Genomic DNA, 24,275 nt, shown 5'->3' on the forward strand with positions numbered 1-24,275 from the left:
CCGCTCCCTTACTCCCTCGCGCGGCCGCAAGTCGAGGCTTTGCATCGCGCCGCCGTTGTGCGAAACAAAGTGGGAACAAAGCCACGAGGACTGCCATGCCCAAGCTCGATCTCGATACGATCCCGCAAACCAACACGACGGGCTATCCCGCGCCTTACGATGCGCCTGTGCAGGGCCGCTGGTACCGCCGCCTCGCGCCGCCGACGGGGCTCAGCGACTTCGCCGCGAGCCATGTCGTGCTCAAACCCGGTGCCTGGTCGTCGCAGCGTCACTGGCACGACGGCGAGGACGAGATGCTCGTGATGATTTCGGGCGAGGCGGTGCTGATCGAGGACGACGGACGCTGGCCGATGCGGCCCGGCGACATCGCGGTGTGGCCGAAGGGCAGCACCAACGGCCATCACCTCGTCAACGAATCGGATGCCGACTGCGTCTTCGTCGCCTTGGGCGGCGGCAAGAAATATGACACCGGCGGCGGCTATTCGGACATCGACATGCTTTTCACGCCCGACGGCTATTTCCACAAGGACGGCACGCCCTATCCGACGTCGCGGATTCCCTAGAGAATTCGGTAACTCAGCAGTGTGAAGCGGGCGGATGCGGTCGCATAGACGCCGTGACCGCGCGCCGCCGGCGATCCGAAGACCAGCCCGATGCGGTCGATATCGGCGAGTGCGGCCTCGATCGCGCCCGGCTTCGATCCGGCGGTTCGGCCCAGGACGGAAATCCAGTTCGGATCGTCGAGCCGCACGCTGATTTCATGTTCGCCCGGCGCGATTTCGCGCACCGTGGCGGCGGGGGCGTACCAGCGAAAATCTTCGTAGCGGCCCTTCGCGCTCCAATTGTCGCCGCGCCGCTGGAAATAGAGCGACACGGTGGCGGGAACATCGGGGCTTTCCTGCGGCACGAAGCGCGTGCCGGCCTGTGCATCGACGCGGTAGCGCACGACGATGCGGGCTTGCGGCGAGATCGGGCCGGGGCGGAAGGTGACATAGTGGACATGGCCGGCTGCGGCGCTGCCGACGGGAAAGTCGAATTGCCACCCGGTACGGGTCGGCTGCGGACGCAGCGGCATGCCTTGCGAATAATTCTTGCCGCGAATGATCGGGCCGATCTCCCAGTCCGCCCCGCGCTGCGCCGCCGCCGGGCTGATGGCGGGGAGCAGCAGGGCAAAGGCGATCAGCGCCGCGGTGACAGGATATCGCATAGGCCCGGAATAGCAGGCCGACATGGTCATGTCCTGAACGGCCGGTTCATCGCCGCGATAGCTTGGGCTCAGCCCTCGACCGGCCCCTCGAACTTCTCGATGATCCAGTCCTCGGCCTGCGCGCCGCCGATCCATTCCTGCATGCACGGGTGGCTGATCACCGCCTGCGCATAAGCGGCGGCAAAGCGCGGCAGCGGGATCGAGTAAGTGATAAAGCGCGTGACGACGGGCGCGAACATGATGTCGGCCGCCGACCATTTGCCGAAAAGATAATCGCCGTCGCCGCCGAAGCGCGCGCGGGCCTCGGCCCAGATCTGGAAGATGCGCACGACATCGGCCTGCACTTCGGGGAGCAGTTCGGCGGGGGGGTAGATGCGCCGGATGTTCATGCTGTGGTTGCGGCGGAGCGCGGCAAAGCTCGAATGCATTTCGGCCGCCATCGAGCGCGCCATCGCGCGCGCCGCCATGTCGTCGGGCCAGAAACCTTTGGTGCCGCCGGTCTTTTCGTTGAGATAGTCGATGATCGCGAGGCTGTCCCACACGACGATATCGTCGCCGTCCCACAGGATCGGCACCTTGCCGCCCGACGGCGCGAACTCGTCGCCCTCGCGGCGGTTCGACCAATCCTCGTCGTAAAGCGGGACGGTGACTTCCTCGAACGGCAGGCCGCTATGCTTGACCGCGAGCCAGCCGCGCAGGCTCCAGCTGGAGTATGCCTTGTTGCCGAGGAAGAGTTTCATGGTGTCTCCTTTAATCCCTCTCCCCTTGCGGGAGAGGGTTGCGCAGACTTGGCAGCTTGCTGCCTAGTCGTAGCTGGGAGAGGGGGTGTCAACGGTTGCGTGCGCACGCCCCCTCTCCAGGTTCCGGTAGCGGACAAGTCCGCAACCTGCACCATCCTCTCCCGCAAGGGGAGAGGAGAAATTATGACTCGACCGCCTCCAGCACCGCGGTACGCAGCTCGGCGATCCCCATGCCCTTTTCGCTGCTCGTCGCGATCACTTGCGGGTGCGCGGCGGGATGCTTGCGGGCTTCGGCCTCGGTCGCGGCCTGCACCGCTTCGAGTTCGGTCGCCTTGATCTTGTCGGCCTTGGTCAGCACGATTCGATAGCTGACCGCCGCGGTGTCGAGCATTTCGAGCACGTCGCGGTCGACGTCCTTGATCCCGTGGCGGCTGTCGATCAGCACGAGCGTGCGTTTCAGCACCGCGCGGCCGCGGAGGTAATCGTTGATCAGGAAACGCCATTTCTTGACGACATCCTTCGGCGCCTTGGCAAAGCCGTAACCGGGCATGTCGACGAGCCGGAAGATCAGGGGATCCTCGCCGACGTCGAAATAGTTCAGCTCCTGCGTCCGTCCCGGCGTCACCGACGTGCGCGCCAGCCCGTTGCGGTTCGTCAATGCGTTGAGCAGCGACGACTTGCCGACGTTCGAGCGCCCCGCGAACGCGATTTCGGGCACGCTCGGAGGCGGCAGATGCTGGAGCGCGGGCGCCGATTTCAGGAACGTAATCGGTCCCGAAAACAGCTTGCGCGCGCGCTCCGCCCGTTCGGGGTCGGCCCCCGGGTCAAGATCCTCGTTGTCGCTCACTTCGCCGGTGCCGCCTTCAGCTGCGGGAACTTGCGGTACATCCATTGCTGCTGCGCGATCGACAGCAGGTTGTTGGTGATCCAGTAGAGCAGCAGGCCCGCCGCGAACGGCGCCATGATGAACATGAACAGCCACGGCATGATCTTGAACACCTGCTGCTGCACGGGGTCGGTCGCCTGCGGGTTCAGGCGGAACTGCAGGAACATCGTGATGCCCAGGATCACCGCGAGGATGCCGATCGACAGGATCGATGGCGGGGTGAAGGGCAGCAGGCCGAACAGGTTCAGGATGTGCAGCGGATCGGGCGCCGACAGATCCTTGATCCACAGAATGAACGGCTGGTGCCGCATTTCGATCGTCAGCATCAGCACCTTGTACAGCGCATAGAAGATCGGAATCTGGATGACGATCGGAAGGCAGCCGGCGAGCGGATTGATCTTCTCGTCCTTATAGAGCTTCATCAGCTCCTGCTGCATCTTGGGCTTGTCGTCCTTATGGCGTTCCTGCAGTGCCTTCATCTTCGGCTGGACGAGGCGCATCTGCGCCATCGAACCGAACTGGCGCTGCGCGATCGGGAACATCAGTGCGCGGATGATCAAGGTCAGCACCATGATCGCGACGCCGAAATTGCCGACCTGCTTGAACAGCCAGTCGAGCAGCTTGAAGATCGGAACCTCGAAAAATTCGAACCAGCCCCAGTCGATCGCGTTCGACAGGCGCGTGATGCCCTGATCGTCCTGATAGTGCGAGAGCGTGCTCACTTCCTTGGCGCCGGCGAAGACGCGGCTGGTCGTCGTGACCTGCTTGCCCGGTGCGACCTCGACAAGGTCGCGGGCGAAGGCGGCGCGATAGGCGCCGCCCGGCAGCGAATTGAACGCGGCGGAGACTTTTTCGCCCTTCGCCGGGACGACCGCGGCGAGCCAATATTTGTCGGTGAAGCCGAGCCAGCCGGCCGAGGTGTAGGAGACGGTGTTGTTCGCCGCCTCTTCGAGCTCGTCATAATTGGTGAAGTTCGACTTGCCGTCGAGATAGCCGGTCGGGCCGACGTGGATCGTCCAGCTGTCCTGCTCGTGCGGGTCGGTCGGCTTGCCGGTGCGGTCGATATAGGTGCCGCTGCGCACCGCGACGGGGGCGGCGCCGGTGTTGGCGATCGTCTGCTTCGCGGTGATCAGATAATCGCTGTCGATGCTATATTCGATGCGGAAGGTCTGACCGGCGCCGTTGGCCCAGCTCAGCGTGACCGGCGTCGTCGGGGTCAATTTGGTCCCGGTCGCGGTCCAGACCGTGGTCGGACCCGGAACGACGACGCCCTGCGCCGACCAGCCGATGCTCGCGAAATAGGCGGCCTTGGTGCCCGCGGGGGCAAACAGGCGAACGGGCGGCGAATCCTTTTTGATCGTCTGGCGATATTTGCTGAGCGTGATGTCGTCGACGCGCGCGCCGACGAGGTTGATCGACCCCTTGATCGCGGGAGTTTCGATCGGAATGCGGTTGCCGTCGGCGAGCACCGCTTCGATCGGGCGGATCGCCTGCGGCGCGGCCGTAGCGGGCACCCCGGGGGCGGGCAGCGCGGCGGGCTGGCCCGGCGCCGCGGCGGGCGCGGAGCCGCCCGGCCCGGCGACCGTCGTCGTCACATCGGGCTTGTCGGGGGTGGGGAAGAATTTCTCGGAGACGAAATTCCAGCCGATCAGGATGGCCACCGACAACAAAATTGCCGCGATCATGTTACGCTTGTCGTCCACGCTCTTCGATCTCTCTTCGTCTCTAAAAAGTCGGGGAATGCCGTTCAAGGAACGGGGTCGTAGCCGTGGCCCCCCCAAGGATGGCAGCGCAATAGCCGCTTTGTCGCCAGCCAGCCACCCTTGATCGCACCATGGCGCCGCAGTGCGACGATCGCATATTCGCTGCACGAGGGCGCGTAGCGGCAGGTCGGCGGAAGGATGCGCGACGGGCCGATTTGCCAGCCGCGCGCGATCAGGATGAGCAATTTGGCGATCACGAGAAAAGCCCGGAAATCCGCGCAACTTCACGCGCGAATGATGTTTTTTCTTCTTCGTCACCCCGGACTTGATCCGGGGTCCCGCTTTTCAACGTCGCCGAGCGGGACCCCGGATCAAGTCCGGGGTGACGATAAAGGAGATGGGCGGCAATCACGACGGCTTCGTCCCGAGCTTCTTCGCCGCGCGCTTCAGCGCCGAATCGAGATGCTCGCCGAGTTCGGCAAAGACGATGTCGTTGCCGCCCGGCCGGCCGATCAGCACATGGTCGGCGCCGGCGATCCCCGATTCGGGAAGCGCGGCGCGGCACAGTTCGCGCAGCCGGCGCTTCATCCGGTTGCGCGTGACCGAATTGCCGACTTTCTTGCTGACGGTATAGCCAATGCCCAGCACGTCGTCGCCGTCGCCGCGCTGGCGGACGAGCAGGACAAAGCCGGGCATGGGAAAGCGAAGGCCGCGGTTGGCGGCCAGAAATTCGCTACGTTTTGAAAGCGTTCGCACCAGCTGAACTGGCGCAGAAGCGTCAGCGATCAGGCCGACAGCTTCTTGCGGCCCTGGGCGCGGCGGTTGGCGAGAATCTTGCGGCCGCCAACCGTTGCCTTGCGGGCGCGGAAACCGTGGCGACGGGCGCGCACGAGGTTGCTCGGTTGAAAGGTACGCTTCATCGCGGTTGTCCCTAATTCTCGTCAAAGGCTTTAACAGAAAAGGGCCGCCAAACGTGGGCGGCCACTGATGGAGGCGCGGATAAGCGAGAGTCGGCGCAAAGTCAATCGCCATTGGCGCGGTTTTCGGTCGTTTCGCCATCGGCTGCCGCCAGCGCTTCGCGTTCGCGCCGCCGCGCCGCGCTGGTACGCCGCATCAACCGGTCGGTCCAGCCGGCATAGCGCGGGTGGCGCCGCTTGAAGCGGACATAGACGCGCTTCGCCCACTCGCTGTTCTGCAAAGCCAGCATCAATCCCGCGGGAAACAGGATGACAAAGCCCGGCCCCGGCAGCGGACCGAGCAAGGGCGCGGCGATCATCAGCAGGACGCCAAGCACGAACAGCGCCGTCCGCACCCGCGGGTTCGATCGCAATCGCTGGTAAAGGCTGCGTTTCGCCATGGGGGCGATGTGGGGAGGCTGCGGCGTGTTGCAAGGCTAAAGCAGCTTGGCGCGCGCGGGTTTATGATCGCGCGCGGCGGTTTTGGGGTGGTGAGCGGACGTTGCTCTCTTTTTCGCGGGAATGACGGGGTTCGGTCATGGCTGCCTTCACGAACGCAGTCGCGACGACATTCAATTCAGCGTGACGAAGCGCGCCATATCGTCGCGCGTCAGATAGCGGACGTCGTCGAACGGGGTGCTGTTGGTCAGCGCGTAAAATTCGCGCGCCTTCGCGTCGTTCAGCCCCATTTCGCGGTAATAGCCCAGATATTCGGCGTGGACCGGGTCGTTCGCAGGATAGTCGTTCGCCTCGCGCCCATATTCGTCGGCCCAGCTGTGGACGCCGAATTCGGCGTCGGGCGCGGCGCGGCGGGTGACGCCGGCGAGCCACAGTTCGACCGCGCCCGAGCGGATCGAGCCGCCCGCCGGAACCACGGTTTCGAGCCCCGCGCGGCGGATGGCGCGCGCGAGGATCAAATTCGCTTCCTCGTCGAGGCTGCCGGGGCAGTCGAGCATCTCAAGCCGCTTGAGCCCCGGATACGCCGCGAGCATCGCCGCGAACTGGCGCGGGGTGGCCGAGGTGACGTCGCCCGCCATGCGGACGGTCGCGCCGTCGATCACCGAAAAGGGACCGAAACGCGCCTTGGCATGGCCGAGTGTCGCGAGCGTGGCGGCGGGGGCGTAGCGGCGCGTCGCCGCGAAATCGGCATCCTCGGCGAGCGCCTCGTCATCCAGCAGCGCGGCGCCTTCGTCGATGACATCCTCATCGCTGTCGGCGACGCCGTCTTCGACGCCGGCATCGTCATAAGTCCACGTCACCGTCGTGGTGGTGATCGTCACGACCTGCTGCGCCTGCGCCGGCGCGAACGCGAGCACCGCCGCCAAAGCGGCGACGATGAGCGTGCGGACGAAGGCCGACGGCGAAACCATAGGTCCGCCTTCGCGCGTGCGCGCCTATCAAATGGCGAACAGGCAGTGTCAGCGCGCCGTTAACCGCGATCCGGGACAATCGCGCTACAGCTCGCTTTCGGTGCCATAAGGCGTCGTGATCGCTTCGAGCAGATGGCCGTCGGGATCGGCGAAATAGACGCCGCGCCCGCCGAAATGGCGATTGATCTCGCCCGGCCGGGTGCGCGCCGGGTCGGCCCAATAGTCGAGCCCGCGCGCCGCGAGCCGGTCGATCACGCCGTCGAACTCGGCTTCGCTGACCAGAAAGGCATAATGCTGCGGCGCGACCGGCCCGTCCTTCTGCATGAAATCGACCGACACATGATTCGCGAGCCGGACCACCATGAAATGGAGGAAGGGTTCGGGCGGGTCGAGCGCGAACATTTCGGCCAGGAAGGCCGATGACGCGCGCGTGTCGCGGCACCAGATGATCGTGTGGTTGAGCTCGACCGCCATTGGCTTCCTCAATCGCGGTCGGGGGCGCCGAGCGGGAAATAGGGACGATAGGGCCGCGCTTCCTCGACGCAGCGCGAAATCGTCGGATGCGCGAGCAGCCGCGCGCGATAGGCGCGCAGATTCTCGTATGTGTCCGGGATTTGATGAACCCAGTCGGCGTAGAAGAGCGAAGGCGCCGCAGCACAATCGGCCATGGTGAAGCCATGGGGCGTCGCCCATCCGCCGCCCGCCAGCTCCTTGTCGAGCCAGCCATAGACGGTATCGAGCGCGGCTTTCGACTGCTCGACGATCATCGGGACGTGATTTTCGGGCCCGCGGATCGCGTCGGCGACGACCGCCTGCATCCGGCCCATGACATGATTGTCGAAGACGCGGTCGAACAGCCGGACTTTCAGCGCCGCATCGAAATCCGCCGGGATCAGGCGCGGTTCGGGCACCAGCCGGTCGAGATATTCGATGATGATCGACGATTCAAAATAGGGAATGCCGTCGTGGACGAGCAGCGGAAACTGCCCGACCGGCCAGTGCGCTTTCAGCTCGGGCATATGGTCCGGGAACGCCGGGTCGACCGAGCGATAGTCGAATTCGATCCCCTTCTCGTACAGCGCGATCAGCACTTTCCAGGTGTAGGAGGAGAAGGGGTGGCCATAATAGATCAGCATCAATTACCATCCTTGCGCGTCAGCCAGGCGAGCGGCCAGCCGACGAAGAAAATATGCGGAAAGAGCGCGACCGCGCCTTTGACGAGGTCGGTCGGCGGGAAGGGCACTCCGAAGCGCAGCGGCAGCACGATCCCGTTCATGATGACATAGAGCAGCAGCCCGTAGAGCGTGCCGGTGAGCCACCATGGCCATACGGTCAGCGCGGTCCAGCGCCGCGCGACAAAGAACCACGCCGCGACCATCGCGCCCATGATCGCATAATGCGTCGCGAGCCCCGCGATGTCGCCGCCGATGCCCCAGCCGCGCGCGGCGTCGCCGAACGGCCCGCTCGCGACGGCGTGGAGCATCGAGGAGACGGTGCCCCCCTGCACGACGCTCGACACCGCCGCATAGACGATGTCGAGCGTGCCGCAGAGCAGCCAGGCGAAGAGCGCCGGACTACGCCGCGTCAACGGCTTCGCCCCGCACCGCGGCCTCGATCTTCGCGATGTCGATCTTCTTCATCGTCATCATCGCCTCGAACGCGCGTTTGGCGGCCGCGGGGTCGCCCCCCATCGCCGCGTCGGTCAGCGCGCGCGGAGTGATCTGCCAGCTCAGCCCCCATTTGTCCTTGCACCAACCGCACATGCTTTCCTGTCCGCCGTTGCCGACGATCGCGTTCCACAGCCGGTCGGTTTCCTCCTGCGTGTCGGTGTGGACCTGAAAGGAAAAGGCCTCGCTATGCTTGAAGGCGGGGCCGCCGTTGAGCCCGACGCACGATATGCCGAGAACGGTAAAGTCGACCGTCAGCACGTCGCCCTCCTTGCCGCTCGGATTGTCGCCCGGCGCCTTGTGGACCGACCCGACCTTGCTGTCGGGGAAGGTCGCGGCATAGAAGTTCGCGGCTTCCTCGGCGTCCTTGTCGTACCAGAGGCAGAGGGTCACGGGCTGGCTTGTCGGTTGGTTCGTCATTTTCACTCTCCTTTGATCGGCGCGCCGATCGACCATTGATGGCCGAACGGATCCTTGATTTGGCCGTAACGGTCCCCCCAGAACATATTGTCGAGCGGCATCACCACCGTCGCGCCGGCGGCGACCGCGCGGTCGAACCAGGCGTCGGCGTCGTCGACGTGCAGGTGCAAGGTCACGCCATCGGGCTTGCCCGAGGGTTCGCTGACATATTCGGGAAATTCGTCGTGCATCATCAGCGACGCGCCGTTGATCGTCAGATGCGCGTGCATCAGCCGCACGCCATCGTCGGCGGGCATGCGCATATTCTCGGTCGCGCCGAACGCCTTGATGTAAAAATCGATCGCCTCGCTCGCGCGCTTGTCGGCGATGGCGATATGCGGGGTGAGTCCTGTCGTCGGGCCCTGGTTTTCCATCCTCTCTCTCCTTTGCTTATTTGCGCGGGCCGACGAAGCCGACGGGCGCGCCCTGCGGGTCGATCGCGTTCATCGCATATTCGCCGCCCGGGATTTCCATCGGTTCGCTGGTGATCGTGCCGCCGTTCGCGGTCACCGCGGCGTGCGCGCGGTCGATGTCGTCGACGCCGATGTAGAAATTCCACACGGGCACCGGATAGCCCTCCATCAAGGGCATCACCGCGCCGATCATCACGTCGCCGCGCTGGAGGAAGCGGTAGGCGCCGAGCGGACCCATATCCATCTCGCCCTCCTGCCCCCAGCCGAAATGCTTTTTATAGAAGGCGATCGCGGCGTCGGGGTCGCTGGTCGCGAGTTCGTTCCAGCGCACATGCTGCGCTTCGGTGACCGAAAACACGCCGCCTTCCCCCGGAACGGCACCCTCGGGCGGGATCGGGTCCATGATATAGAAATGCGCGCCCTGCGGGTCGCTGACCATCGCGATGCGCCCGACGGGGAGGTCGGTCGCGGGCATATGCACCGCGCCGCCATCGGCCTTGATCGCATCGATGCTCGCATCGACATCGGCGACCTCGAGATAGCCGAGCCAGCCGGGGCGTGCGCCGCCCGCGAGCATATCGGCACTCAGCGCGAGCACCCCGCCCGCGGTGCCGCCGTCGCTGCGCCCGATCATGCGGTAATCGACGCCGCCGGCCGCGGCGTCGTTCTGCGCCGCGATGGTCCAGCCGACGACGGCGCCGTAAAAGGATGCCGCGCCAGCGGGGTCGGGGGTCATCAGTTCGTACCAGATGAAATTGGATGCCATCGTCTCTCTCCTCTTTCCTTGGTCTCAATAGGTCAGGCTGGGAAACCAGTCGCCGCGTCCCTCGGGCGTCATGTCGAGCAGACCCCAGAGCGGATCGACAAGGTCGCCCGCGCGGTGGTGCTGGCCGGGATCCTCGGGCGCATAAGCCATCTCGCTCGCCCAGACGTGGCGGACGTCCGCGCCATCCTTGCAGAACACGTTGAAGATCGTCTCGTCCCAATTCTCGCCGGGCTTCAGGCCATGCTCGGCGCGCTTGGCGTCGGTCAGCTTCGACGTGTCGCCGAAATAATCGGCCGAATAGCGTCCATCGACGTCCGACAGAAAGATGAGGTGCGGCCAGCGCCGCTCCTTCGCCCAGGCTTCGAGCCGCGCAATCGGCGACTTGGCGACGATGTAGAGCGGCGCGCGCTGCCCGACATGACGCGCGCTGCCGTCGATCGCGTCGAGCATATGCGTGCACCCGTTGCACGGCTTGTCGCGCTCGGGCCCGAACATGAAGCTTTGCAGGATGATGCTCGGCTTGCCCTCGAACAGCTCGGACAGCTTCACCCGCTCGGGACGCTCATATTCGCCGATGCGTTCGAAGCTATAATCCTCGGGCACCGCGCCACCCGGCGGCAGCGCGCGGCGCTTGGCGGCGACCGCCTCGATCTGGCGGCGCAGCGCGATTTCGTCGGCGAGCAGCTCGGCGCGCGCGGCGCGATATTCGGGACTCTCGCCGGGGAAGGACAGATGTTGCATAGCCTGCCTCCTTCTGGGTTCGCTTATAGCCGGTGCAGCCGCAGCGGCTTCACATTTTCGCGTGCGATCAGCCCACGCGCCTCAAGATCGAGCTGAACGCCCTTCAGCCACCAGCCCGCCTTGGCGCCGCCGGGAAACAGCTCCTCGGGCAGCAGCGGCAGCACGCGTGCCTTGATCTCGGCGACGGTCAGTCCGGGCACGGTTTTCGGCACCGCCGCCAGTATCGCGTCCTTCATTGCGTCATATTTCGCCTTGTCGACCTGCATCGCGAAACCCGGGCTGGTTATGCTGCGCATCTCGGTGCGTTCGATGGTTTTGCTCATCCTGCATATCCTTTCGTTGCTTCGATCGGCGGGGCGCGGAAACCCATCGCGGCCCACGCCTTCAGCAGCCGCCACATGAACTTGCCCGTCGGCGTCCGGTAATTGGGGATGTCGTCCGGCAGCTCGACCCCGTCGGGCCGGTCGCCGACGATCGTCCGCATCTCGGCCGCCGGGCGCTCGGCCTCGGCTATGCGTCCCGAATAGACGCTCAGCCAATGCCCCTTGGTGAATTCGAGCGCGATCGGCGCGTTGCAGCAGCGCGCGACGAACCGCCGCGTCGGCGAATCGGGCTTCAGCCGATGCTCGTCCAGCTGGTCCGATCCCGACAGCCATTGCAACCGGTCCTTGCGCATCAGCACATAGGGCGTCCCGCCGTCGGCGCCGACGACTCCCGGCGCGCCCGGAAGCGCGGCGAAGGTCCGGCCCGCCTCCTGGCAGCTATGGCAATAGCAGGTCGCCGCGACGATCGGATTGCCGCTGAGTTCCAGCCGCACCGCGCCGCACGGGCACGAGGCGGTGCGCGTCATGCCGGGCTCGCTGCGGCTCATGCCTCCAGCTCCGCCATCGCCTCGGCGATCGTCACCGGCGCCTTGGGCCGCGCGTACATCGATTCCAGATAGGCTCGGAGCACCGGGGCATCGTCCAGCATGTCTTCCAGCTTGGCCCAATCGAGCGTGTAGGCGGCATTGAAATCGGCCACCGTCACTTGCGCGCCGACGACAAAGTCGCGCCCCTGCATATGTTGTTCGAATATTGCGATCATCCGTTTGCAATCGCGCCTCGCCAGCGCAATTTCCGCGGCCGATTGCTCGTCGGGCGCATAGAGGAAGCTGTGCAACGCGATCCGCCACAGCGGCGCTTCGATCTCGGTCATCAGGAAAAACAGCCAGCGATACATTTGGCCACGGCCTTCGGGCGTGCCGGGGATCAGCCCGCCGCCGGGAAAGCGGCCGCCATATTTATCCGCCAGATAGAGCTGGATCGCCGCCGATTCGCTTACCACCAGATCGCCGTCGACCAACACCGGCAGCTTCGCGGCCGGATTGAGCGCCAGAAACTCGGGCGTCAGCTGCTCGCCGGCGCCGAGGTCGATCGAGATGATCTCGTGCGCGAGATCGAGTTCGTTCAAAAGCCACATCGCACGCAGCGCGCGGGTGGGGGGCGTTCCGTAGAGTTTTATCATCGTTCGGATCCTCTTCTCGATCCTCCCTGTCGCGCAGCGGTGGGGAGGTGGCAGCGCGCAGCGCTGACGGAGGGGCCAATGGCGCAGCGTTGCGGCCCCTCCACCACCGCTTCGCGGCGGTCCCCCTCCCCATGGCTTCGCCACAGGGAGGAGCAGCTGCGATCACGCCTCGACGATCGGTGCGAAACCGCCATAAATCATGCGCGCGCCATCGAACGGCGTGTTCTCGGAACTCGCCTTCATCCGCTCGTCGGCCATCATCTTTTCCCAGCCCTGGGTGCGCGCTTCCTTGCTCGGCCATTCGACCCAGCTGTAGACGACGCTTTCGTCGTCCTTCTTGTGCGCCGCCCGCGCATAGTCGGTGACCTTGCCGTCGGGGACATCGTCCGCCCACGCCTCGACGACGCGCGTCGCGCCATAGTCGATGAAGACGCCCGACATCTTCTGCGCCAGCTCGCGATAGGCTTCCTTGTTGGCGTCGGGGACGGGCACGATATAGCCGTCGGCATAACCGGTCTTGCCGTCGCCTCCCTTGGCGTCGTCGACGATCGAGTCGAATCCGCCGATGATCATGCGCTTGCCGTCGAACGGCATCTCGCCGCCCATTTGCGCCATGCGCGGGTCGCTCATCATCTTTTGGTTCGCGGCATCGCGCGTCGCCTTGTCGGGATATTCGAACCAGCTGAAAACGACCGTCTCGTCGGGCTTCGCCTGCACGGCGCCCTTGAAGTCGTTGACCTTGCCGTCGGGGACATCGTCGCCCCAGCATTCGACCATGCGCGCGACGCCGAATTCCTTGAACAGCGGCGCCGCATCGGCGGCATGCTTGCGATAGGCTTCCTTGTTGGCGGTCGGCACCGCGACCACAAATCCTTCTACATAGGTCATCTTATCTCTCCTTAGGGGGGTGGGAGTGGAACTTCAGGCGGCGGGTGGGCCCGCTTCTTCGCTGAAGGCTTCGAGCTGTGCGTCCATCGCACGCTGGAATGCTGGCCGGGCGAGGCAGCGGTCGAGATAGGCCTGCAGCCGCGGTTGTTCGGCGATCAGTCCGGCCTCGACACCTTCGCGCAGCACGGTCGCCATCGCGATGTCGGCGACGGTGAAGTCGCCCGCGACATATTGTTTGTCGCCGATCGCGTCGTTGAGGCGGCCGAGCCGGCCCTGGATGAATTCGATCAGGCTCGGCCGGCGCAGCTTCGCCCATTCCTCGTCGGTCGAAAAGATATCGACATTGCCGAGTTCGAACAGCATCGGCTCGACGCTGTTATAGGCGGCGAACAGCCAGGCGAGCGTGTTGGCGCGCGCCTGGGGATCGCGGGGCATCAGCCGTTCGTCCTTCTCGGCGAGGTGGAGCAGGATCGCGCCGCTTTCGAACAGGCGGATGCCGCCGTCGTTGAGCACCGGCACCTGCCCCCACGGCTGGAACAGGAAATGGTCGGCGGGGCGGTTGATCGCGCTGATCAGATGCTCGGCATAATCGAGCCCGATTTCCTCGCACGCCCAGCGCGGGCGGAGGTCGCGGACATAGCCGCGCGCGAAATCGGGAACCCAGTCGAAGGCGGTGATCTCGAGCTTGGCGTTCGGGTTGACGGACATGATCGTTCCTCTCTTTTTGTCTTGTCGTTGGGGTCAGAAGGTCGGCATCGGCGGCTTGGCGTCGTCGAGGAAGGGCACGACCGTCGCGACGATCGCGGGCGCCTCGCTCATGATCCCGACGTGCGATGTTGCGGGCAGGATCGCGAGCCGCGCCTTCGGCGCTTCGGTCATGAAACCCTGGGTCGCTGCCGCGATGTCGCCGCCGCCGCGCAGCTTGAACAGCGCGATCGCATGATCGAGCGTGACGCCGTCGGCGTCGCCGATGATCACCATCGTCTTGCCGGGGATCGCGCGAAGCTGTTCGTCGGAATAGGCGAAGGGCGTGGCGTCGAGCGTCTTGATATTCTCGACCAGTTTCGGAAATTTGTCGGGCGTCGGCGACAGGCTCTTGTAACCCGTTTCGATCGGGCTGCCGGCGAATGTCTCGGGGGTGATCTGCGCGATACCGGCGAGCACTTCGGGATACCAGCCGTCGAGCCGCGAGGTTCCCGACAGGATGACCTGTTTGCCAACCCGTCCGGGGTGGCGGACCCCCAGCGCGATCGCGGTCGATGCGCCCATCGAATAGCCGAGCACGTCGGCCTGTTTCACCCCGAGCTTTGCAAGCACCGCGGCGGCGTCGTCGGCCATCAGATCATAGCTGAGCTTGCCGTCGACCCCGCCCGACCGGCCATGGCCGCGCGCATCGATCGCGATCACCGGGCGCGTCGCGGCCAGGGGGGCGATCAGCGGCTTCATCGCGTCGGAGAACATGAACGCGCCGTGGAGTATGAGCAGCGGGGTCTTGCCCGACGCGAGATCGCCGTGCAGCTGGTAATGGATGCGCGTGCCATTCACATCGGCGTCGCCATTCTTGACCGTTACCGGTGCCGCGGCTTTGGCGGTTTCTGGGGCGGCGGCGGGCGGCGCGGCGTGCGCCGGCTGCGGCAGGGCCGCGGCGGCGAACAGCGCAAAGACGGGCACGAGGCTCCAACTGGAGGAGTGGTTTGTCATTCGACTATTCCTCTTATTCTAAAGACGGAGGCTAGGAGCGTTTGCCTTTGATCCAGGCGACGATCGACATCGCGTGGCCGTGGCCGAGGTCGTAATCGGCCTTCAGCCAGTCGATGATCGCGCCGGCCTTGATACCGGGAGCGAGGCCGTTTTCGTCGGCGAGGCCCTTGTCGATCGCGATCGCCGTCAACGCGCCGGCCGACTTGCCGGTCTTGGTTTCGACATTGTCGATATAGGCCTGGAAGCTCATGCGCTCGCTCCTGCCCTGAGCGGGATCAGCGCGCGGAGGCGCGGGTCGCGCAGCCACAGGCCGCCCCACAGCATCAGGCCAAGATAGACGCCGAACAGGCTGTGGCTGAACAGCGGGCTGTCGATGCGCACATGCGTGCCGATCGCGCCGCCGAGATAGCCGGTGATCAGGATCGCACCGAGGATCGCGGTGCGCGGCCAGATATAGAGCAGGGTCGGGATCAGCAGCAGGAACCCAAGCAGATACATCGTGCCGACCTCGAGCGGCCATCCTAGATCGGGCGGGCTATATTTGATCGCGGTCTCGGGCGACACCAGCTTGAGCCCGGCGTCGAAGAGCAGGAAGAGGATCACAAGGCCGCTCAAAACGCGGCCGGCGATCAACTGGCCCTTGGCGGGGGTCGTATCGGTCATCCTCTTCCTCCTCCCTTATGCTTTATGTCAGGCCGATGCTTCGGCGGGCTCGCCGGCGGGGATCGCGGTCGGGTCCATCCACATCACTTCCCAGATATGGCCGTCGGGATCTTCGTAGCTGCGGCCGTACATGAAGCCGAAATCCTGCGTCGGGGTCGGGTCGGCCTTGCCGCCCGCCTTGACCGCCTTGTCGACCTGTCCGTCGACCGCGTCGCGGCTGTCGGCCGAAAGGCAGAGCAGGACCTGCGCATGCGTGCGCGCGTCGGGGATCGTCTTGGTCGTGAAGTCCGCCCATTTCGCGTGGGTCAGCAGCATGACGTGGATCGAACCCTCTTCGACGACCATGCACGCGGCGGTTTCGTCGGTGAAGGCGGGGTTGTTCGCCGCGCCGACCGCCTCGTAAAAGGCTTTCGACTTGTCGAGGTCGGTGACCGGCAGGTTCACGAAAATCATCTGGGGCATTACTCTCTCCTTTGGGGGGTGGTGATTGTTGAAGTCAGCGTGCGCGGTGCGCGGCGACAATTACCTGTCGCATCATGGCGTGCCGCCGGCGCCGAACAGCATCCGGACATAACGCTTCAAATGGGTGACGGTGCCGCGCGCAATCGCCGGATCGTTCGTCGTTTTCGCCAGGACGAAAGCGCCCTGCAGCACCGACTGGACATGCTGGGCCAGGCCGATCGCGGTGATATCCTCGGGCACGTTATAAACGTCCATCGCCGCCTGGATGTCGGGCGCGAGTGCCTGGCAATAGGCGTTGATGCTTGCCTCGCAAGCGGCGCGGATGCGGTCGTTCGTCGCATAGGCTTCCTGCACCATCGTGCCGACGAAGCAGGTATAATCTTCGGTGGGGCCGTCGAGCATCGACAGGCGGAAATCGATATGGCCGAGCAGCCGGTCGAGCGGGTCCTCGAGGCTGACATGCGGTGCCAGCTCGAACATCGGCCGCGCGCGTTCGGTCCAGCCCTCGGCCGCCGCGACCGCCAGCTCTTCCTTCGACGCGAAGTGATGGAAGAAGGCACCCTTGGTCACCCCCGCCGCCGCGCAGATCTGATCGACCGTCGTCGCCGCATAGCCCTGCTTGCGCACCGTGGCATGCGCCGCGGCGATCAGCTTGGCGCGCGCGCTGCCGCGCGGCGCGCGGACCGCAGGGGTGCCGCCGCCCGCCGGGGGGACATCGCGGGCGGCGGCTGCGGGGATCGAGGGCGGGTGATTCGTCGTCATGCGAATCGACATACCGACTAGTTGGTATGTTGTCAAATCGGCATAGACCTCGGCGATGTGCGCGATGATCGAGAAGTTGCGAAAAGACTCGACCTTCCCGCCACTTCGCCTAAACAGGGCGTCGGAACAAAGGGGGCACATCGGTGCTGTTCCGGGGGGAATATGGTCGCAGTCGTTTCAACCACTGCCTATCTCGGCATCGACGCGCGCGGGGTCGAGGTGCAGTGCCAGATCACCCCCGGCGTCCCGCGCTTCGTCGTCGTCGGCCTGCCCGACAAGGCGGTCGGCGAAAGCCGCGAGCGCGTCCGCGCCGCGATCGCCGCGATCGGCCTGTCGCTTCCGCCCAAGGTCATCACGGTCAATCTTTCGCCCGCCGACCTGCCGAAAGAAGGCTCGCACTACGACCTGCCGATCGCGCTCGCGCTGCTCGGCGCGATGGGGGTGATCGATGCCGAGACGCTCGCCTCCTACGTGGTCGTCGGCGAGCTCGGGCTCGACGGGCGCGTTGCGGCGTCGCCCGGCGTGCTGCTCGCCGCGATCCACGCGGGCAGCGCCGGGCTCGGGCTGATCTGCCCGGCGGCGCAGGGGCCCGAGGCGGCGTGGGCGGGCAATGTCGAAGTGATCGGTGCGCCCGACCTCCTGTCGCTGCTCAATCATTTCAGGGGCCATGCGCTGCTCGCGCCGCCGGTGCCGGGCGAGGTCGAGATGCCGGTGCGCTCCGCCGACCTCCGCCAGGTGAAGGGTCAGGAGACCGCCAAACGCGCGCTCGAAATCGCCGCCGCCGGCGCGCATAACCTGATGATGTCGGGTCCGCCCGGCGCCGGCAAATCGCTGATGGCGGCATGCATGCCCGGCATCCTGCCCGATCTCACCCCCGCCGAGGCGCTCGAAGTGTCGATGATCGCGTCGGTCGCCGGGAACCTCGAGGGCGGACGCCTGATCCGCGCGCGGCCGTTTCGCAGCCCGCATCATTCGGCATCGATGCCCGCGCTCGTCGGCGGCGGACTGCGCGTGCGGCCGGGCGAGGTCAGCCTCGCGCATCTGGGCGTGCTGTTCCTCGACGAATTGCCCGAATTCCAGCGCGGCGTACTCGATTCGCTGCGCCAGCCGCTCGAGACCGGCGAGGTCAGCGTCGCGCGCGCCAACGCGCATGTCACCTTCCCGGCGCGTGTGCAGCTCGTCGCCGCGATGAACCCATGCCGCTGCGGCCATCTCGGCGACCCCGCGCTCGCGTGCAGCCGCGCGCCGCGCTGCGCCGCCGATTATCAGGCGAAGCTGTCGGGGCCGCTGCTAGACCGCATCGACCTGCACGTCGAGGTGCAGGCGGTGAGCGCCGCCGACCTCGTCCTGCCGCCGCCCGCCGAGGGCAGCGCCGAGGTCGCGGCGCGCGTCGCGGCGGCGCGCGCGACGCAGACCGCACGTTATGCGACGCACAAGGCGCGGACCAATGCCGAGATCGACGGCGAGCTGCTCGAAGCGGTCGCGACCCCCGACGAAGCGGGGCGCAAACTGCTGGCGCAGGCGGCCGAGGCGATGCGGCTGTCGGCGCGCGGCTATACGCGGATATTGCGCGTCGCGCGGACGATCGCCGATCTGGCGGGCAGCGACGCTGTTGGGCGCATCCATATCGCCGAAGCGCTCAGTTATCGGCGGCAGGCACCGAGGAACTGATGGAGGAGATCGTCTTCGAGGCGGAGATCATCGAATGGCGCGGGCCGGCGCCCTTTCTTTTCGCGCCGGTTCCGGGCGAACATGTCGGTGCCGTCCGCTACGCCGCGATGACAGAGAGCTATGGCTGGGGTGTCGTGCCCGTGGTCGCGACCGTGGGGGAGACGGCGTTCGCTACGTCGCTTTTCCCGCGCGACGGCACCTATCTGCTGCCGATCAAGGTCGCGGTCCAGCGGTCCGAAGCCGTGGGCCTCGGCGATCGGATCGCGGTCCGGATGCGCGTCGGCCGGCCTTAGATTCGCGCGACCCTCCCGATGGTGGTAAACATTTCCGAACATATTGATGCGATGGGGTAGGGATGATCGCGGCGGCACATCTTCTGGCGCACCTGTGCGGCCGGCTGGGGCTTGGCTTTGCCGTCCTCGTGCTCGCGATGTGGGCGGCACCGGCAGCGGCGGGGACGCTCGACGTCGATCGCGATCTTTGCCATGCGCAGACCGGTGTCGCGGGGCGCGATAGCAGCCTGCCCACGCTTCGCTTTTCGTGCAGCGGATCGCCCGCGGATTATCAGCAGGGCAGCCTCTGGCTGCGCGCGCCGCTTGAGGGGCCGGGCGCCCGGCGCGGCGATGTCACCCTGATGGTCCATCAGTCGCGTTTCGACCGACTCGCCGTCGCCTTTTCCTACGCCGACGGCACGACGCGCTGGCAGCAGGTGCGGGCAGGCGATTATGGATCGCATTGGCGCACCGGCGGGCAGATCCTGTTCGAAGCGCCCGATGGCGGCGCGGCGTTGACCGCGGTGACAATGCGCTTCGATCGCCTGTCCGGCCACCAGTTCATCCACGCGCGGCTCATCCCCAAAGCCGAGGCGGCGATGCAGTCGGCGGGCATGGCGGCGGCCATCGGTGCGGCGCTCACGCTGCTGCTCATCAGCTGTATCTACAGCCTGTCGCTCGCCTTTGCGGTGCGCCGCCAATATCTGGCGTGGCAGGCGGCATGGTCGGGCACGATGCTGCTGTGGGGCGCGCTCTGGTCGCAGATCCACCTTGCGCTCGTGCCCGGATTGGCCGGGACGGTGACGACGCAAATCTGCACCTTCCTTTCCTGCCTTGCCATCGCGCTCGCGACGGTCAGCGCGGCGACGGCGGTCGACCGCGGACGGGTGCCGAAGTGGCTTCGCGCCGGCACGCTCATCCTTGGGGTCGGAGTCGGGCTCGCCGGCATCCCGTTGGCGCTGATACGCGGCAGCAGCCTGGGGCTCTTGGGCGACGCGCTGGGGCTGGTCGTCCTTGCCGATCTGGCGGCGGTGACCGTCTATCTTGGCTGGGCATGGCGGCGCGGATCGGTCGAAGCGCGCGATTTCCTCGCGGCGTGGGGACTGCCGATGGCGGTGCTGGCCGCCATCCATGTCGTCGATGTCGAGGACGGTTTCTGGGGCGGCGGATCGAAGCTGCTCGTGCTGGTTGCCGCGACCTGGCAGGCGCTTTGGCTGGCGGCGGCGGCGACGCGGCGGCTCGGCCATCTGCGCATCGAACGCGACCATGCGCGCAGCGCCGCAGCGCAGGCGCAGCAACTCGCGCGGCGCGATCCGCTGACCGGCCTGCCCAACCGCCGCGGCTTTGTCGAAAGCGTCACCCCGCTGCTCGAACGCGCGCGTGCGGACAATCTGCCCGCGGCGCTGCTGCTCGTCGACATCGACCGTTTCAAGTCGATCAACGATATCTATGGGCATGATGCGGGCGACGTGGTGCTGTGCGGTATCGCACGGCGGATCGAGCGCTGGGAGGGGCCGATGTGTACCGTCGCGCGGCTCGGCGGCGAGGAGTTCGGGTTGCTGACGATCGGGATGGAAGGGATCATCCTCGGCCGCTTCGCCGAAAGCATCCGGCGCGGGATCGCCGCGTGCGACCACAGCGCGACGGTCGGCGAGCGGCTGGTCACCGCCAGCGTCGGCGTCGCCGAGGTGCGGCCGGCGTGCGATTTCCAGCAATTATACCGGCTCGCCGACGAGGCGCTTTATGATGCGAAGCGCGGCGGGCGTAACAAGGTGGTCGTTCAGCGGCACTATGACATGCCGGGACGCGCGTCCGCCCGCGAGGTTGCGAGAACGAATTGAAGGCTGCGCGGACGCGGCCCCATCGGAATCGATTTAGTTGGAGACGACCTCGAGCGGCGGCGGGGCTTTCGCCGCGGCGGCACCGTGGCGGCGGTGGCTCAGCTTGCCTTCGACCTTGCCGCCATTTTCGATCGTGATGTTTTCATAGACCACATCGCCTGTGATCCGCGCGGTCGCGTGGACGATCAGCGTCTTCGCCTCGATCGCACCGTCGAGCAGGCCCGCGATCTTCGCGGTTTCGGCGACCACCGAACCCTTGATCTCGCTCGCCTCGCCCTGGACGAGGTTGGCGCATTTCAGGTCGCCCTCGATCTTGCCGTCGACGTGCAGGTCGACGCTGGCGGCCACATTGCCGGTGACGACGACGTCCGATCCGAGGATCGAAAAGGTCGTGTGACGCGCGCCGGTCGCCATCTTAGCGGGCACCACGGGCGGCAGCGACGGAACCGACTCGCTGTCGGGCGTCGTCTTTGACTTCGAGAACATCGGCTTTGGCCTCCAGGAAGCGGCGCGGGTTGACCGCGACGCCATTCAAACGGACTTCGAAATGCAGGTGGCTGCCGGTCGAACGGCCGGTCGAGCCCATTTTGGCGATCTGTTGCCCCGCGGCAACCTGCGCGCCGACGGTCGAGGTAAAGCCCGACAAGTGGGCGTAGCGGGTCAGGATGCCCTGACCGTGATCGACCTCGACGACATTGCCGTAACCCGACTTTTGCCCGACATAGACGACGCGGCCGGGGGCGGCGGCGAGGATCGGCGAGCCCATCGGACCGGGGAAATCGAGCCCCGAGTGCATCGCGCCGGCGCCGGTGAAGGGATCGCTGCGATAACCGTAGCTCGACGAGAGCATCAGCACATTGGCGGGCTTGCCCGAGGGGAGGGCAACGAGCGTGCGTTCGAGCACTTCCATGCGGAACAGCGCGCTTTCGAGCGCGGCGAACGACTTGCCGAGCGAACTCGCGCGGCCCTTGCCGCCGCGATAAGGGATGAACGGACCACCGCGGCCGGCCGCGGCGTTGCGGACGAGCGCGGCGGGGTTCATGCCGAGCTTGGCGACGGCGCCTTCGGCCTTCGCGGCGCGTTCGTTGACCGCGGTCAGCAGGCGCGTCGCGAAATCTTCCTGCCGCGCCTCGAGGCGGGCGAGGATCTGTGCTTCGGGGGGCAGGTTCGGGTCGATCAGCGCGCTGGTTTTAAGGGGCGCCTGTTCGGCCGCCGGCGCGGCGCCCGCGGTATGGGCTTCGGGTGTCACGGCCGCGGGCTCGACGCCGAAGTGGACCTTCGACCATTCTTCGAGCTGTTCCTGCCGGTCTTCGAGATCGGCGGCGGTTTCGGCGACATTGTTGCGATATTTGGCGATTCGCGCTTCGGAGGCGGCGGCGGCAGCCTGCTGCTGCGCGACCGCGGCGCGCTCACCCGAGCTCAGGAGCTGGTTGACGAGCACGGCCAGCGTTGCGCCGGCCCATGCGAGCAGCACGATGCCGGCGATCAGCGCGACGCGCTTTTGCCAAATGGCGCTGACGCGCACGAAACGGACATGTCCGTGCGTGCGGACGAAGATTTCATGGTCCTGAAACAGCGCAGAAAAACGCTGGCGCAAATCGCGCAGACCCGTTGTTTTCGATGACAAGTGGCGACCCCATCTTGTGTTTTATTGGAGCCCTCCGCCCCGATTGATGCGCGCTGTATCAGGCCGGTTGCACAGGTGCGAATCTTTGGAGGGCGACTCGGGCCGAGTCGAAATTTTCGCGCGGTGAACGGTGTCAAACGGTCGGAACGCCGCCATTTTGGCAGGAAAACGCCCGCGAATCGGAAAATGCGATTGACGGCTTGCTTACCATTTTCGGGTAACGCTAAGCGGGTGAATATCATGGCGAAATCTGCATCATCCGACGCCCACGAATCGGCAAGCGCTCCGATCGCGCCGACGGGCGTCCGGCCGCGTTCGGCCGTCAGCGCCGGGGTGGGCATCGTCGGGCTCGCCGGTCTGGTGAGTTATTTGTTGATCGCGCGTTTCGCGCCCGACATTGCGGCCTTCCTCGGTATCGACTGGGGAACCCGCGGGGCGATGAACGGGCCCAATTCGGCGATCGCGAGTGTGCTTGCCTGTGGCGGACCGATGGTGCTGTGGTCGATCTTCGTCGACAAGGTTCACCGCAATCCGTCGACCGGGATCGACTGGGCGCTGCGCCGTCCGTGGCGCGAGACGCTCGACATCAGCCTGACCAAGCTCGCCGGAATGTGGGCGACCTGGGGGCTGATCGCGCTGATCTATGCGACGATGCGCTATTATTGGGAGGGCAATTACGCCTTTTCGATGAACCTGCTCGAAACCGTCGCGCCGTGGCTGCTGCTCTTTTCGGTGCCCTATATGCTGTGGCTCGACCGCCGCATGGTCGAACCGCGCGACGGTTGCTACGCCTTCGGCCGCTGGCTGATCGCACCCGGCCAGCCCGTCGACGGCAAGGCCATCGGCCATCATCTGCGCGCGTGGGCGGTGAAGGGCTTTTTTACCGCCTTCATGCTGTCGATCGTGCCGGGCAATTTTTCGGCGCTGGTCACGGTGCCGCTGAGCGAAATCCTGGCCAATCCGTACAAGACCGGGATCTGGACGATCAATTTCCTCTATTTGATCGACGTCCATATCGCGACGGTCGGCTATATCCTGACCCTGAAGCCGCTCGACGCGCATATCCGCACCGCCAACCCCTATGGCATGGCGTGGGTCGCGGCGCTCGTCTGTTATCCGCCCTTCATCCTGATGAACGGCGGGCCGCTCGATTATCAGATGTACGGCTCCGACTGGGGCTATTGGCTCGCGGGGCACGAAAATCTGCTAATCGTCTGGGGCATCGTGCTGGTGTTGCTGACCGCGGTCTACAGCTGGGCGACGATGGCGTTCGGGATCCGCTTTTCGAACCTGACGCACCGCGGCATCATCACGCATGGGCCGTACATGTTCACGCGCCATCCGGCCTATATTTCAAAGAATATGACCTGGTGGATCGGTTCGCTGCCCTTCCTCGTCACCGCGGGCGGCTGGGTCGAAGGCGCGCGCAACGTCGTGCTGCTCGGGCTGGTCAGCGGCGTCTATTACTGGCGCGCCAAGACCGAGGAGAAGCATCTCCTCGCCGATCCCGCCTATGTCGCCTATTGGAACTGGGCGCAGGAGCATGCGCTGGTGCCGCGCCTGTTCGCCCGGATGACCGGCCGCACGAGCCCGCTGATCCGGCTCGAGCCCGACGCGCGCGTCGGACCGGTCGCCTAGCTTTCGTTCGCGCTAGTTTGTAACGCCATGGCTTGCAGCGGCCTCGGCTGCACGGCGCGCTTGCAGTTCGGCATGCGCCTCATTGATCGCACGCCACGCTTTTTCGCAGCGTTGCTTGTCGGAAGACCGCTCGCTTGTGCAGAGCTGATTGAGCCGCGCGAGGACGGCCTTGGGGCTGTTGTCGCGGCCTGCGGGAAATGCCCGGACCTGTTCGCCCATGGCGTTGGCGCCGATAGTGGCGGCCGAGTTGATATCGATGCCCTGCGCCGCCGCGGCGGTGGAAAACAGGCCAAGCGCGATCAGGCTGGTGGTCAAACGTCGCATCATCGACTCCCA

At 65.8% G+C, this 24,275-nt stretch carries 34 protein-coding genes; 5 read left to right on the forward strand and 29 right to left on the reverse strand.

Annotation, left to right across the window (positions count from 1 at the left end; translation table 11 throughout):
* Positions 1 to 95 precede the first annotated feature (95 nt).
* Complete coding sequence (locus tag ATE70_RS14995) at positions 96 to 563, forward strand: cupin domain-containing protein (protein WP_058538702.1); 468 nt, start codon at positions 96 to 98, stop codon at positions 561 to 563.
* Here ATE70_RS14995 and ATE70_RS15000 read toward each other — a convergent pair.
* The 26 genes from ATE70_RS15000 to ATE70_RS15125 form a co-directional block, all read right to left on the reverse strand.
* Entirely contained in the window at positions 560 to 1,207 is a 648-nt protein-coding gene (locus tag ATE70_RS15000; RefSeq protein WP_058538703.1) for a hypothetical protein, read from the reverse strand. The genes ATE70_RS14995 and ATE70_RS15000 overlap by 4 nt on opposite strands.
* 68 nt (positions 1,208 to 1,275) lie before the next feature.
* Positions 1,276 to 1,947, reverse strand: a complete 672-nt coding sequence (locus ATE70_RS15005) for a glutathione S-transferase family protein (protein ID WP_058538704.1) — start codon at positions 1,945 to 1,947, stop codon at positions 1,276 to 1,278.
* 181 nt (positions 1,948 to 2,128) lie between these two features.
* Complete coding sequence (gene yihA, locus ATE70_RS15010) at positions 2,129 to 2,794, reverse strand: ribosome biogenesis GTP-binding protein YihA/YsxC (protein ID WP_058538705.1); 666 nt, start codon at positions 2,792 to 2,794, stop codon at positions 2,129 to 2,131.
* On the reverse strand, positions 2,791 to 4,536 hold the full coding sequence (yidC, locus tag ATE70_RS15015; RefSeq protein ID WP_058538706.1) for a membrane protein insertase YidC: 1,746 nt from the start codon (positions 4,534 to 4,536) through the stop codon (positions 2,791 to 2,793). The genes yihA and yidC overlap by 4 nt, the downstream gene beginning before the upstream one ends.
* A 44-nt stretch (positions 4,537 to 4,580) precedes the next feature.
* Positions 4,581 to 4,793 carry a membrane protein insertion efficiency factor YidD gene (gene yidD / locus ATE70_RS15020; RefSeq protein WP_058538707.1) on the reverse strand — a complete coding sequence of 71 codons (213 nt, stop codon included), beginning with the start codon at positions 4,791 to 4,793 and terminating at the stop codon, positions 4,581 to 4,583.
* Between the two features lie 151 nt (positions 4,794 to 4,944).
* Positions 4,945 to 5,292, reverse strand: coding sequence for a ribonuclease P protein component (rnpA, locus tag ATE70_RS15025; RefSeq protein ID WP_082639576.1), 348 nt, complete (start codon positions 5,290 to 5,292; stop codon positions 4,945 to 4,947).
* A 29-nt stretch (positions 5,293 to 5,321) separates the two neighbouring features.
* Positions 5,322 to 5,456 carry a 50S ribosomal protein L34 gene (rpmH, locus tag ATE70_RS15030; RefSeq protein ID WP_039570342.1) on the reverse strand — a complete coding sequence of 45 codons (135 nt, stop codon included), beginning with the start codon at positions 5,454 to 5,456 and terminating at the stop codon, positions 5,322 to 5,324.
* 101 nt (positions 5,457 to 5,557) lie between these two features.
* On the reverse strand, positions 5,558 to 5,893 hold the full coding sequence (locus ATE70_RS15035) for a PGPGW domain-containing protein (protein WP_058538709.1): 336 nt from the start codon (positions 5,891 to 5,893) through the stop codon (positions 5,558 to 5,560).
* A gap of 171 nt (positions 5,894 to 6,064) precedes the next feature.
* Positions 6,065 to 6,862 (reverse strand): hypothetical protein, encoded by a 798-nt coding sequence (locus tag ATE70_RS15040; protein ID WP_058538710.1) that lies wholly within the window; start codon positions 6,860 to 6,862, stop codon positions 6,065 to 6,067.
* 84 nt (positions 6,863 to 6,946) lie between these two features.
* Positions 6,947 to 7,336 (reverse strand): VOC family protein, encoded by a 390-nt coding sequence (locus ATE70_RS15045; RefSeq protein WP_058538711.1) that lies wholly within the window; start codon positions 7,334 to 7,336, stop codon positions 6,947 to 6,949.
* An 8-nt stretch (positions 7,337 to 7,344) separates the two neighbouring features.
* A complete protein-coding gene (locus ATE70_RS15050; RefSeq protein WP_058538712.1) occupies positions 7,345 to 7,998 on the reverse strand; it encodes a glutathione S-transferase family protein in 654 nt (217 codons plus the stop codon).
* Positions 7,998 to 8,450 carry a hypothetical protein gene (locus ATE70_RS15055; protein ID WP_058538713.1) on the reverse strand — a complete coding sequence of 151 codons (453 nt, stop codon included), beginning with the start codon at positions 8,448 to 8,450 and terminating at the stop codon, positions 7,998 to 8,000. The genes ATE70_RS15050 and ATE70_RS15055 overlap by 1 nt, the downstream gene beginning before the upstream one ends.
* The gene (locus tag ATE70_RS15060) at positions 8,437 to 8,949 is read right to left on the reverse strand and encodes a VOC family protein (RefSeq protein WP_058538714.1); all 513 of its coding nucleotides are present in this window, start codon (positions 8,947 to 8,949) and stop codon (positions 8,437 to 8,439) included. The genes ATE70_RS15055 and ATE70_RS15060 overlap by 14 nt, the downstream gene beginning before the upstream one ends.
* A 2-nt stretch (positions 8,950 to 8,951) precedes the next feature.
* On the reverse strand, positions 8,952 to 9,362 hold the full coding sequence (locus ATE70_RS15065; RefSeq protein ID WP_037517040.1) for a VOC family protein: 411 nt from the start codon (positions 9,360 to 9,362) through the stop codon (positions 8,952 to 8,954).
* Between the two features lie 16 nt (positions 9,363 to 9,378).
* Positions 9,379 to 10,167 carry a VOC family protein gene (locus ATE70_RS15070; protein ID WP_058538715.1) on the reverse strand — a complete coding sequence of 263 codons (789 nt, stop codon included), beginning with the start codon at positions 10,165 to 10,167 and terminating at the stop codon, positions 9,379 to 9,381.
* 24 nt (positions 10,168 to 10,191) lie between these two features.
* On the reverse strand, positions 10,192 to 10,908 hold the full coding sequence (locus ATE70_RS15075) for a DUF899 family protein (protein ID WP_058538716.1): 717 nt from the start codon (positions 10,906 to 10,908) through the stop codon (positions 10,192 to 10,194).
* Positions 10,909 to 10,931: 23 nt separating this feature from the next.
* Entirely contained in the window at positions 10,932 to 11,231 is a 300-nt protein-coding gene (locus ATE70_RS15080) for a DUF6958 family protein (protein ID WP_058538717.1), read from the reverse strand.
* Positions 11,228 to 11,779 carry a GFA family protein gene (locus tag ATE70_RS15085; RefSeq protein ID WP_197411469.1) on the reverse strand — a complete coding sequence of 184 codons (552 nt, stop codon included), beginning with the start codon at positions 11,777 to 11,779 and terminating at the stop codon, positions 11,228 to 11,230. The genes ATE70_RS15080 and ATE70_RS15085 overlap by 4 nt, the downstream gene beginning before the upstream one ends.
* Positions 11,776 to 12,414: a glutathione S-transferase family protein gene (locus ATE70_RS15090; RefSeq protein WP_058538718.1), complete on the reverse strand. Its 639-nt coding sequence runs from the start codon at positions 12,412 to 12,414 to the stop codon at positions 11,776 to 11,778. The genes ATE70_RS15085 and ATE70_RS15090 overlap by 4 nt, the downstream gene beginning before the upstream one ends.
* 162 nt (positions 12,415 to 12,576) lie before the next feature.
* Complete coding sequence (locus ATE70_RS25845) at positions 12,577 to 13,302, reverse strand: DUF1428 domain-containing protein (RefSeq protein ID WP_058538719.1); 726 nt, start codon at positions 13,300 to 13,302, stop codon at positions 12,577 to 12,579.
* Positions 13,303 to 13,335: 33 nt separating this feature from the next.
* Entirely contained in the window at positions 13,336 to 14,010 is a 675-nt protein-coding gene (locus ATE70_RS15100; protein ID WP_058538720.1) for a glutathione S-transferase family protein, read from the reverse strand.
* Positions 14,011 to 14,043: 33 nt separating this feature from the next.
* On the reverse strand, positions 14,044 to 15,003 hold the full coding sequence (locus tag ATE70_RS15105) for an alpha/beta fold hydrolase (protein WP_082639579.1): 960 nt from the start codon (positions 15,001 to 15,003) through the stop codon (positions 14,044 to 14,046).
* A gap of 31 nt (positions 15,004 to 15,034) precedes the next feature.
* Entirely contained in the window at positions 15,035 to 15,253 is a 219-nt protein-coding gene (locus ATE70_RS15110) for a DUF4287 domain-containing protein (protein ID WP_058538722.1), read from the reverse strand.
* Positions 15,250 to 15,666, reverse strand: a complete 417-nt coding sequence (locus tag ATE70_RS15115) for a DoxX family protein (protein WP_058538723.1) — start codon at positions 15,664 to 15,666, stop codon at positions 15,250 to 15,252. Before ATE70_RS15115 ends, ATE70_RS15110 begins: the two co-directional genes overlap by 4 nt.
* A 27-nt stretch (positions 15,667 to 15,693) precedes the next feature.
* Entirely contained in the window at positions 15,694 to 16,128 is a 435-nt protein-coding gene (locus tag ATE70_RS15120) for a VOC family protein (RefSeq protein ID WP_058538724.1), read from the reverse strand.
* A gap of 72 nt (positions 16,129 to 16,200) precedes the next feature.
* Positions 16,201 to 16,890 carry a TetR/AcrR family transcriptional regulator gene (locus ATE70_RS15125; RefSeq protein ID WP_082639623.1) on the reverse strand — a complete coding sequence of 230 codons (690 nt, stop codon included), beginning with the start codon at positions 16,888 to 16,890 and terminating at the stop codon, positions 16,201 to 16,203.
* A 162-nt stretch (positions 16,891 to 17,052) separates the two neighbouring features.
* Here ATE70_RS15125 and ATE70_RS15130 point away from each other — a divergent pair, with 162 nt between their 5' ends.
* The 3 genes from ATE70_RS15130 (at position 17,053) to ATE70_RS15140 (ending at position 20,674) form a co-directional block, all read left to right on the forward strand.
* Positions 17,053 to 18,561, forward strand: a complete 1,509-nt coding sequence (locus tag ATE70_RS15130; RefSeq protein WP_058538725.1) for a YifB family Mg chelatase-like AAA ATPase — start codon at positions 17,053 to 17,055, stop codon at positions 18,559 to 18,561.
* Positions 18,561 to 18,854 (forward strand): DUF1905 domain-containing protein, encoded by a 294-nt coding sequence (locus tag ATE70_RS15135; RefSeq protein WP_058538726.1) that lies wholly within the window; start codon positions 18,561 to 18,563, stop codon positions 18,852 to 18,854. The genes ATE70_RS15130 and ATE70_RS15135 overlap by 1 nt, the downstream gene beginning before the upstream one ends.
* Positions 18,855 to 18,916: 62 nt before the next feature.
* Positions 18,917 to 20,674, forward strand: coding sequence for a GGDEF domain-containing protein (locus ATE70_RS15140; RefSeq protein WP_058538727.1), 1,758 nt, complete (start codon positions 18,917 to 18,919; stop codon positions 20,672 to 20,674).
* Positions 20,675 to 20,707: 33 nt separating this feature from the next.
* Here the strand turns inward: ATE70_RS15140 and ATE70_RS15145 are convergent, their stop codons facing one another.
* Both ATE70_RS15145 and ATE70_RS15150 read right to left on the reverse strand, forming a co-directional pair.
* On the reverse strand, positions 20,708 to 21,088 hold the full coding sequence (locus ATE70_RS15145; protein WP_156419654.1) for a bactofilin family protein: 381 nt from the start codon (positions 21,086 to 21,088) through the stop codon (positions 20,708 to 20,710).
* A gap of 1 nt (position 21,089) precedes the next feature.
* Positions 21,090 to 22,301: a M23 family metallopeptidase gene (locus ATE70_RS15150; protein WP_058538729.1), complete on the reverse strand. Its 1,212-nt coding sequence runs from the start codon at positions 22,299 to 22,301 to the stop codon at positions 21,090 to 21,092.
* Between the two features lie 231 nt (positions 22,302 to 22,532).
* Between ATE70_RS15150 and ATE70_RS15155 the strand changes: the two genes are divergently transcribed.
* Complete coding sequence (locus tag ATE70_RS15155; protein WP_231732668.1) at positions 22,533 to 23,939, forward strand: methyltransferase family protein; 1,407 nt, start codon at positions 22,533 to 22,535, stop codon at positions 23,937 to 23,939.
* A gap of 12 nt (positions 23,940 to 23,951) precedes the next feature.
* Here the strand turns inward: ATE70_RS15155 and ATE70_RS15160 are convergent, their stop codons facing one another.
* Entirely contained in the window at positions 23,952 to 24,254 is a 303-nt protein-coding gene (locus ATE70_RS15160; protein WP_156419652.1) for a hypothetical protein, read from the reverse strand.
* Positions 24,255 to 24,275: the final 21 nt, after the last annotated feature.

Origin of the sequence: Sphingopyxis sp. H053, from assembly GCF_001468225.1 — a bacterium.
GTDB lineage: Bacteria > Pseudomonadota > Alphaproteobacteria > Sphingomonadales > Sphingomonadaceae > Sphingopyxis.

Coding starts and splice junctions, on each gene's coding strand:
- ATE70_RS15065 (WP_037517040.1), bottom strand. CDS start 9,362: ATGGAAAACCAGGGCCCGACGACAGGACTCACCCCGCATATCGCCATC.
- ATE70_RS15140 (WP_058538727.1), top strand. CDS start 18,917: ATGATCGCGGCGGCACATCTTCTGGCGCACCTGTGCGGCCGGCTGGGG.
- ATE70_RS15060 (WP_058538714.1), bottom strand. CDS start 8,949: ATGACGAACCAACCGACAAGCCAGCCCGTGACCCTCTGCCTCTGGTAC.
- ATE70_RS15075 (WP_058538716.1), bottom strand. CDS start 10,908: ATGCAACATCTGTCCTTCCCCGGCGAGAGTCCCGAATATCGCGCCGCG.
- ATE70_RS15035 (WP_058538709.1), bottom strand. CDS start 5,893: ATGGCGAAACGCAGCCTTTACCAGCGATTGCGATCGAACCCGCGGGTG.
- ATE70_RS15085 (WP_197411469.1), bottom strand. CDS start 11,779: ATGAGCCGCAGCGAGCCCGGCATGACGCGCACCGCCTCGTGCCCGTGC.
- rpmH (WP_039570342.1), bottom strand. CDS start 5,456: ATGAAGCGTACCTTTCAACCGAGCAACCTCGTGCGCGCCCGTCGCCAC.
- ATE70_RS15000 (WP_058538703.1), bottom strand. CDS start 1,207: ATGCGATATCCTGTCACCGCGGCGCTGATCGCCTTTGCCCTGCTGCTC.
- ATE70_RS14995 (WP_058538702.1), top strand. CDS start 96: ATGCCCAAGCTCGATCTCGATACGATCCCGCAAACCAACACGACGGGC.
- ATE70_RS15145 (WP_156419654.1), bottom strand. CDS start 21,088: ATGGCGACCGGCGCGCGTCACACGACCTTTTCGATCCTCGGATCGGAC.
- ATE70_RS15040 (WP_058538710.1), bottom strand. CDS start 6,862: ATGGTTTCGCCGTCGGCCTTCGTCCGCACGCTCATCGTCGCCGCTTTG.
- ATE70_RS15110 (WP_058538722.1), bottom strand. CDS start 15,253: ATGAGCTTCCAGGCCTATATCGACAATGTCGAAACCAAGACCGGCAAG.
- ATE70_RS15125 (WP_082639623.1), bottom strand. CDS start 16,890: ATGACGACGAATCACCCGCCCTCGATCCCCGCAGCCGCCGCCCGCGAT.
- ATE70_RS15120 (WP_058538724.1), bottom strand. CDS start 16,128: ATGCCCCAGATGATTTTCGTGAACCTGCCGGTCACCGACCTCGACAAG.
- ATE70_RS15090 (WP_058538718.1), bottom strand. CDS start 12,414: ATGATAAAACTCTACGGAACGCCCCCCACCCGCGCGCTGCGTGCGATG.
- ATE70_RS15045 (WP_058538711.1), bottom strand. CDS start 7,336: ATGGCGGTCGAGCTCAACCACACGATCATCTGGTGCCGCGACACGCGC.
- ATE70_RS15115 (WP_058538723.1), bottom strand. CDS start 15,666: ATGACCGATACGACCCCCGCCAAGGGCCAGTTGATCGCCGGCCGCGTT.
- ATE70_RS15130 (WP_058538725.1), top strand. CDS start 17,053: ATGGTCGCAGTCGTTTCAACCACTGCCTATCTCGGCATCGACGCGCGC.
- ATE70_RS15070 (WP_058538715.1), bottom strand. CDS start 10,167: ATGGCATCCAATTTCATCTGGTACGAACTGATGACCCCCGACCCCGCT.
- ATE70_RS15135 (WP_058538726.1), top strand. CDS start 18,561: ATGGAGGAGATCGTCTTCGAGGCGGAGATCATCGAATGGCGCGGGCCG.
- ATE70_RS15100 (WP_058538720.1), bottom strand. CDS start 14,010: ATGTCCGTCAACCCGAACGCCAAGCTCGAGATCACCGCCTTCGACTGG.
- ATE70_RS15050 (WP_058538712.1), bottom strand. CDS start 7,998: ATGCTGATCTATTATGGCCACCCCTTCTCCTCCTACACCTGGAAAGTG.
- ATE70_RS15105 (WP_082639579.1), bottom strand. CDS start 15,003: ATGACAAACCACTCCTCCAGTTGGAGCCTCGTGCCCGTCTTTGCGCTG.
- ATE70_RS15005 (WP_058538704.1), bottom strand. CDS start 1,947: ATGAAACTCTTCCTCGGCAACAAGGCATACTCCAGCTGGAGCCTGCGC.
- ATE70_RS15080 (WP_058538717.1), bottom strand. CDS start 11,231: ATGAGCAAAACCATCGAACGCACCGAGATGCGCAGCATAACCAGCCCG.
- ATE70_RS25845 (WP_058538719.1), bottom strand. CDS start 13,302: ATGACCTATGTAGAAGGATTTGTGGTCGCGGTGCCGACCGCCAACAAG.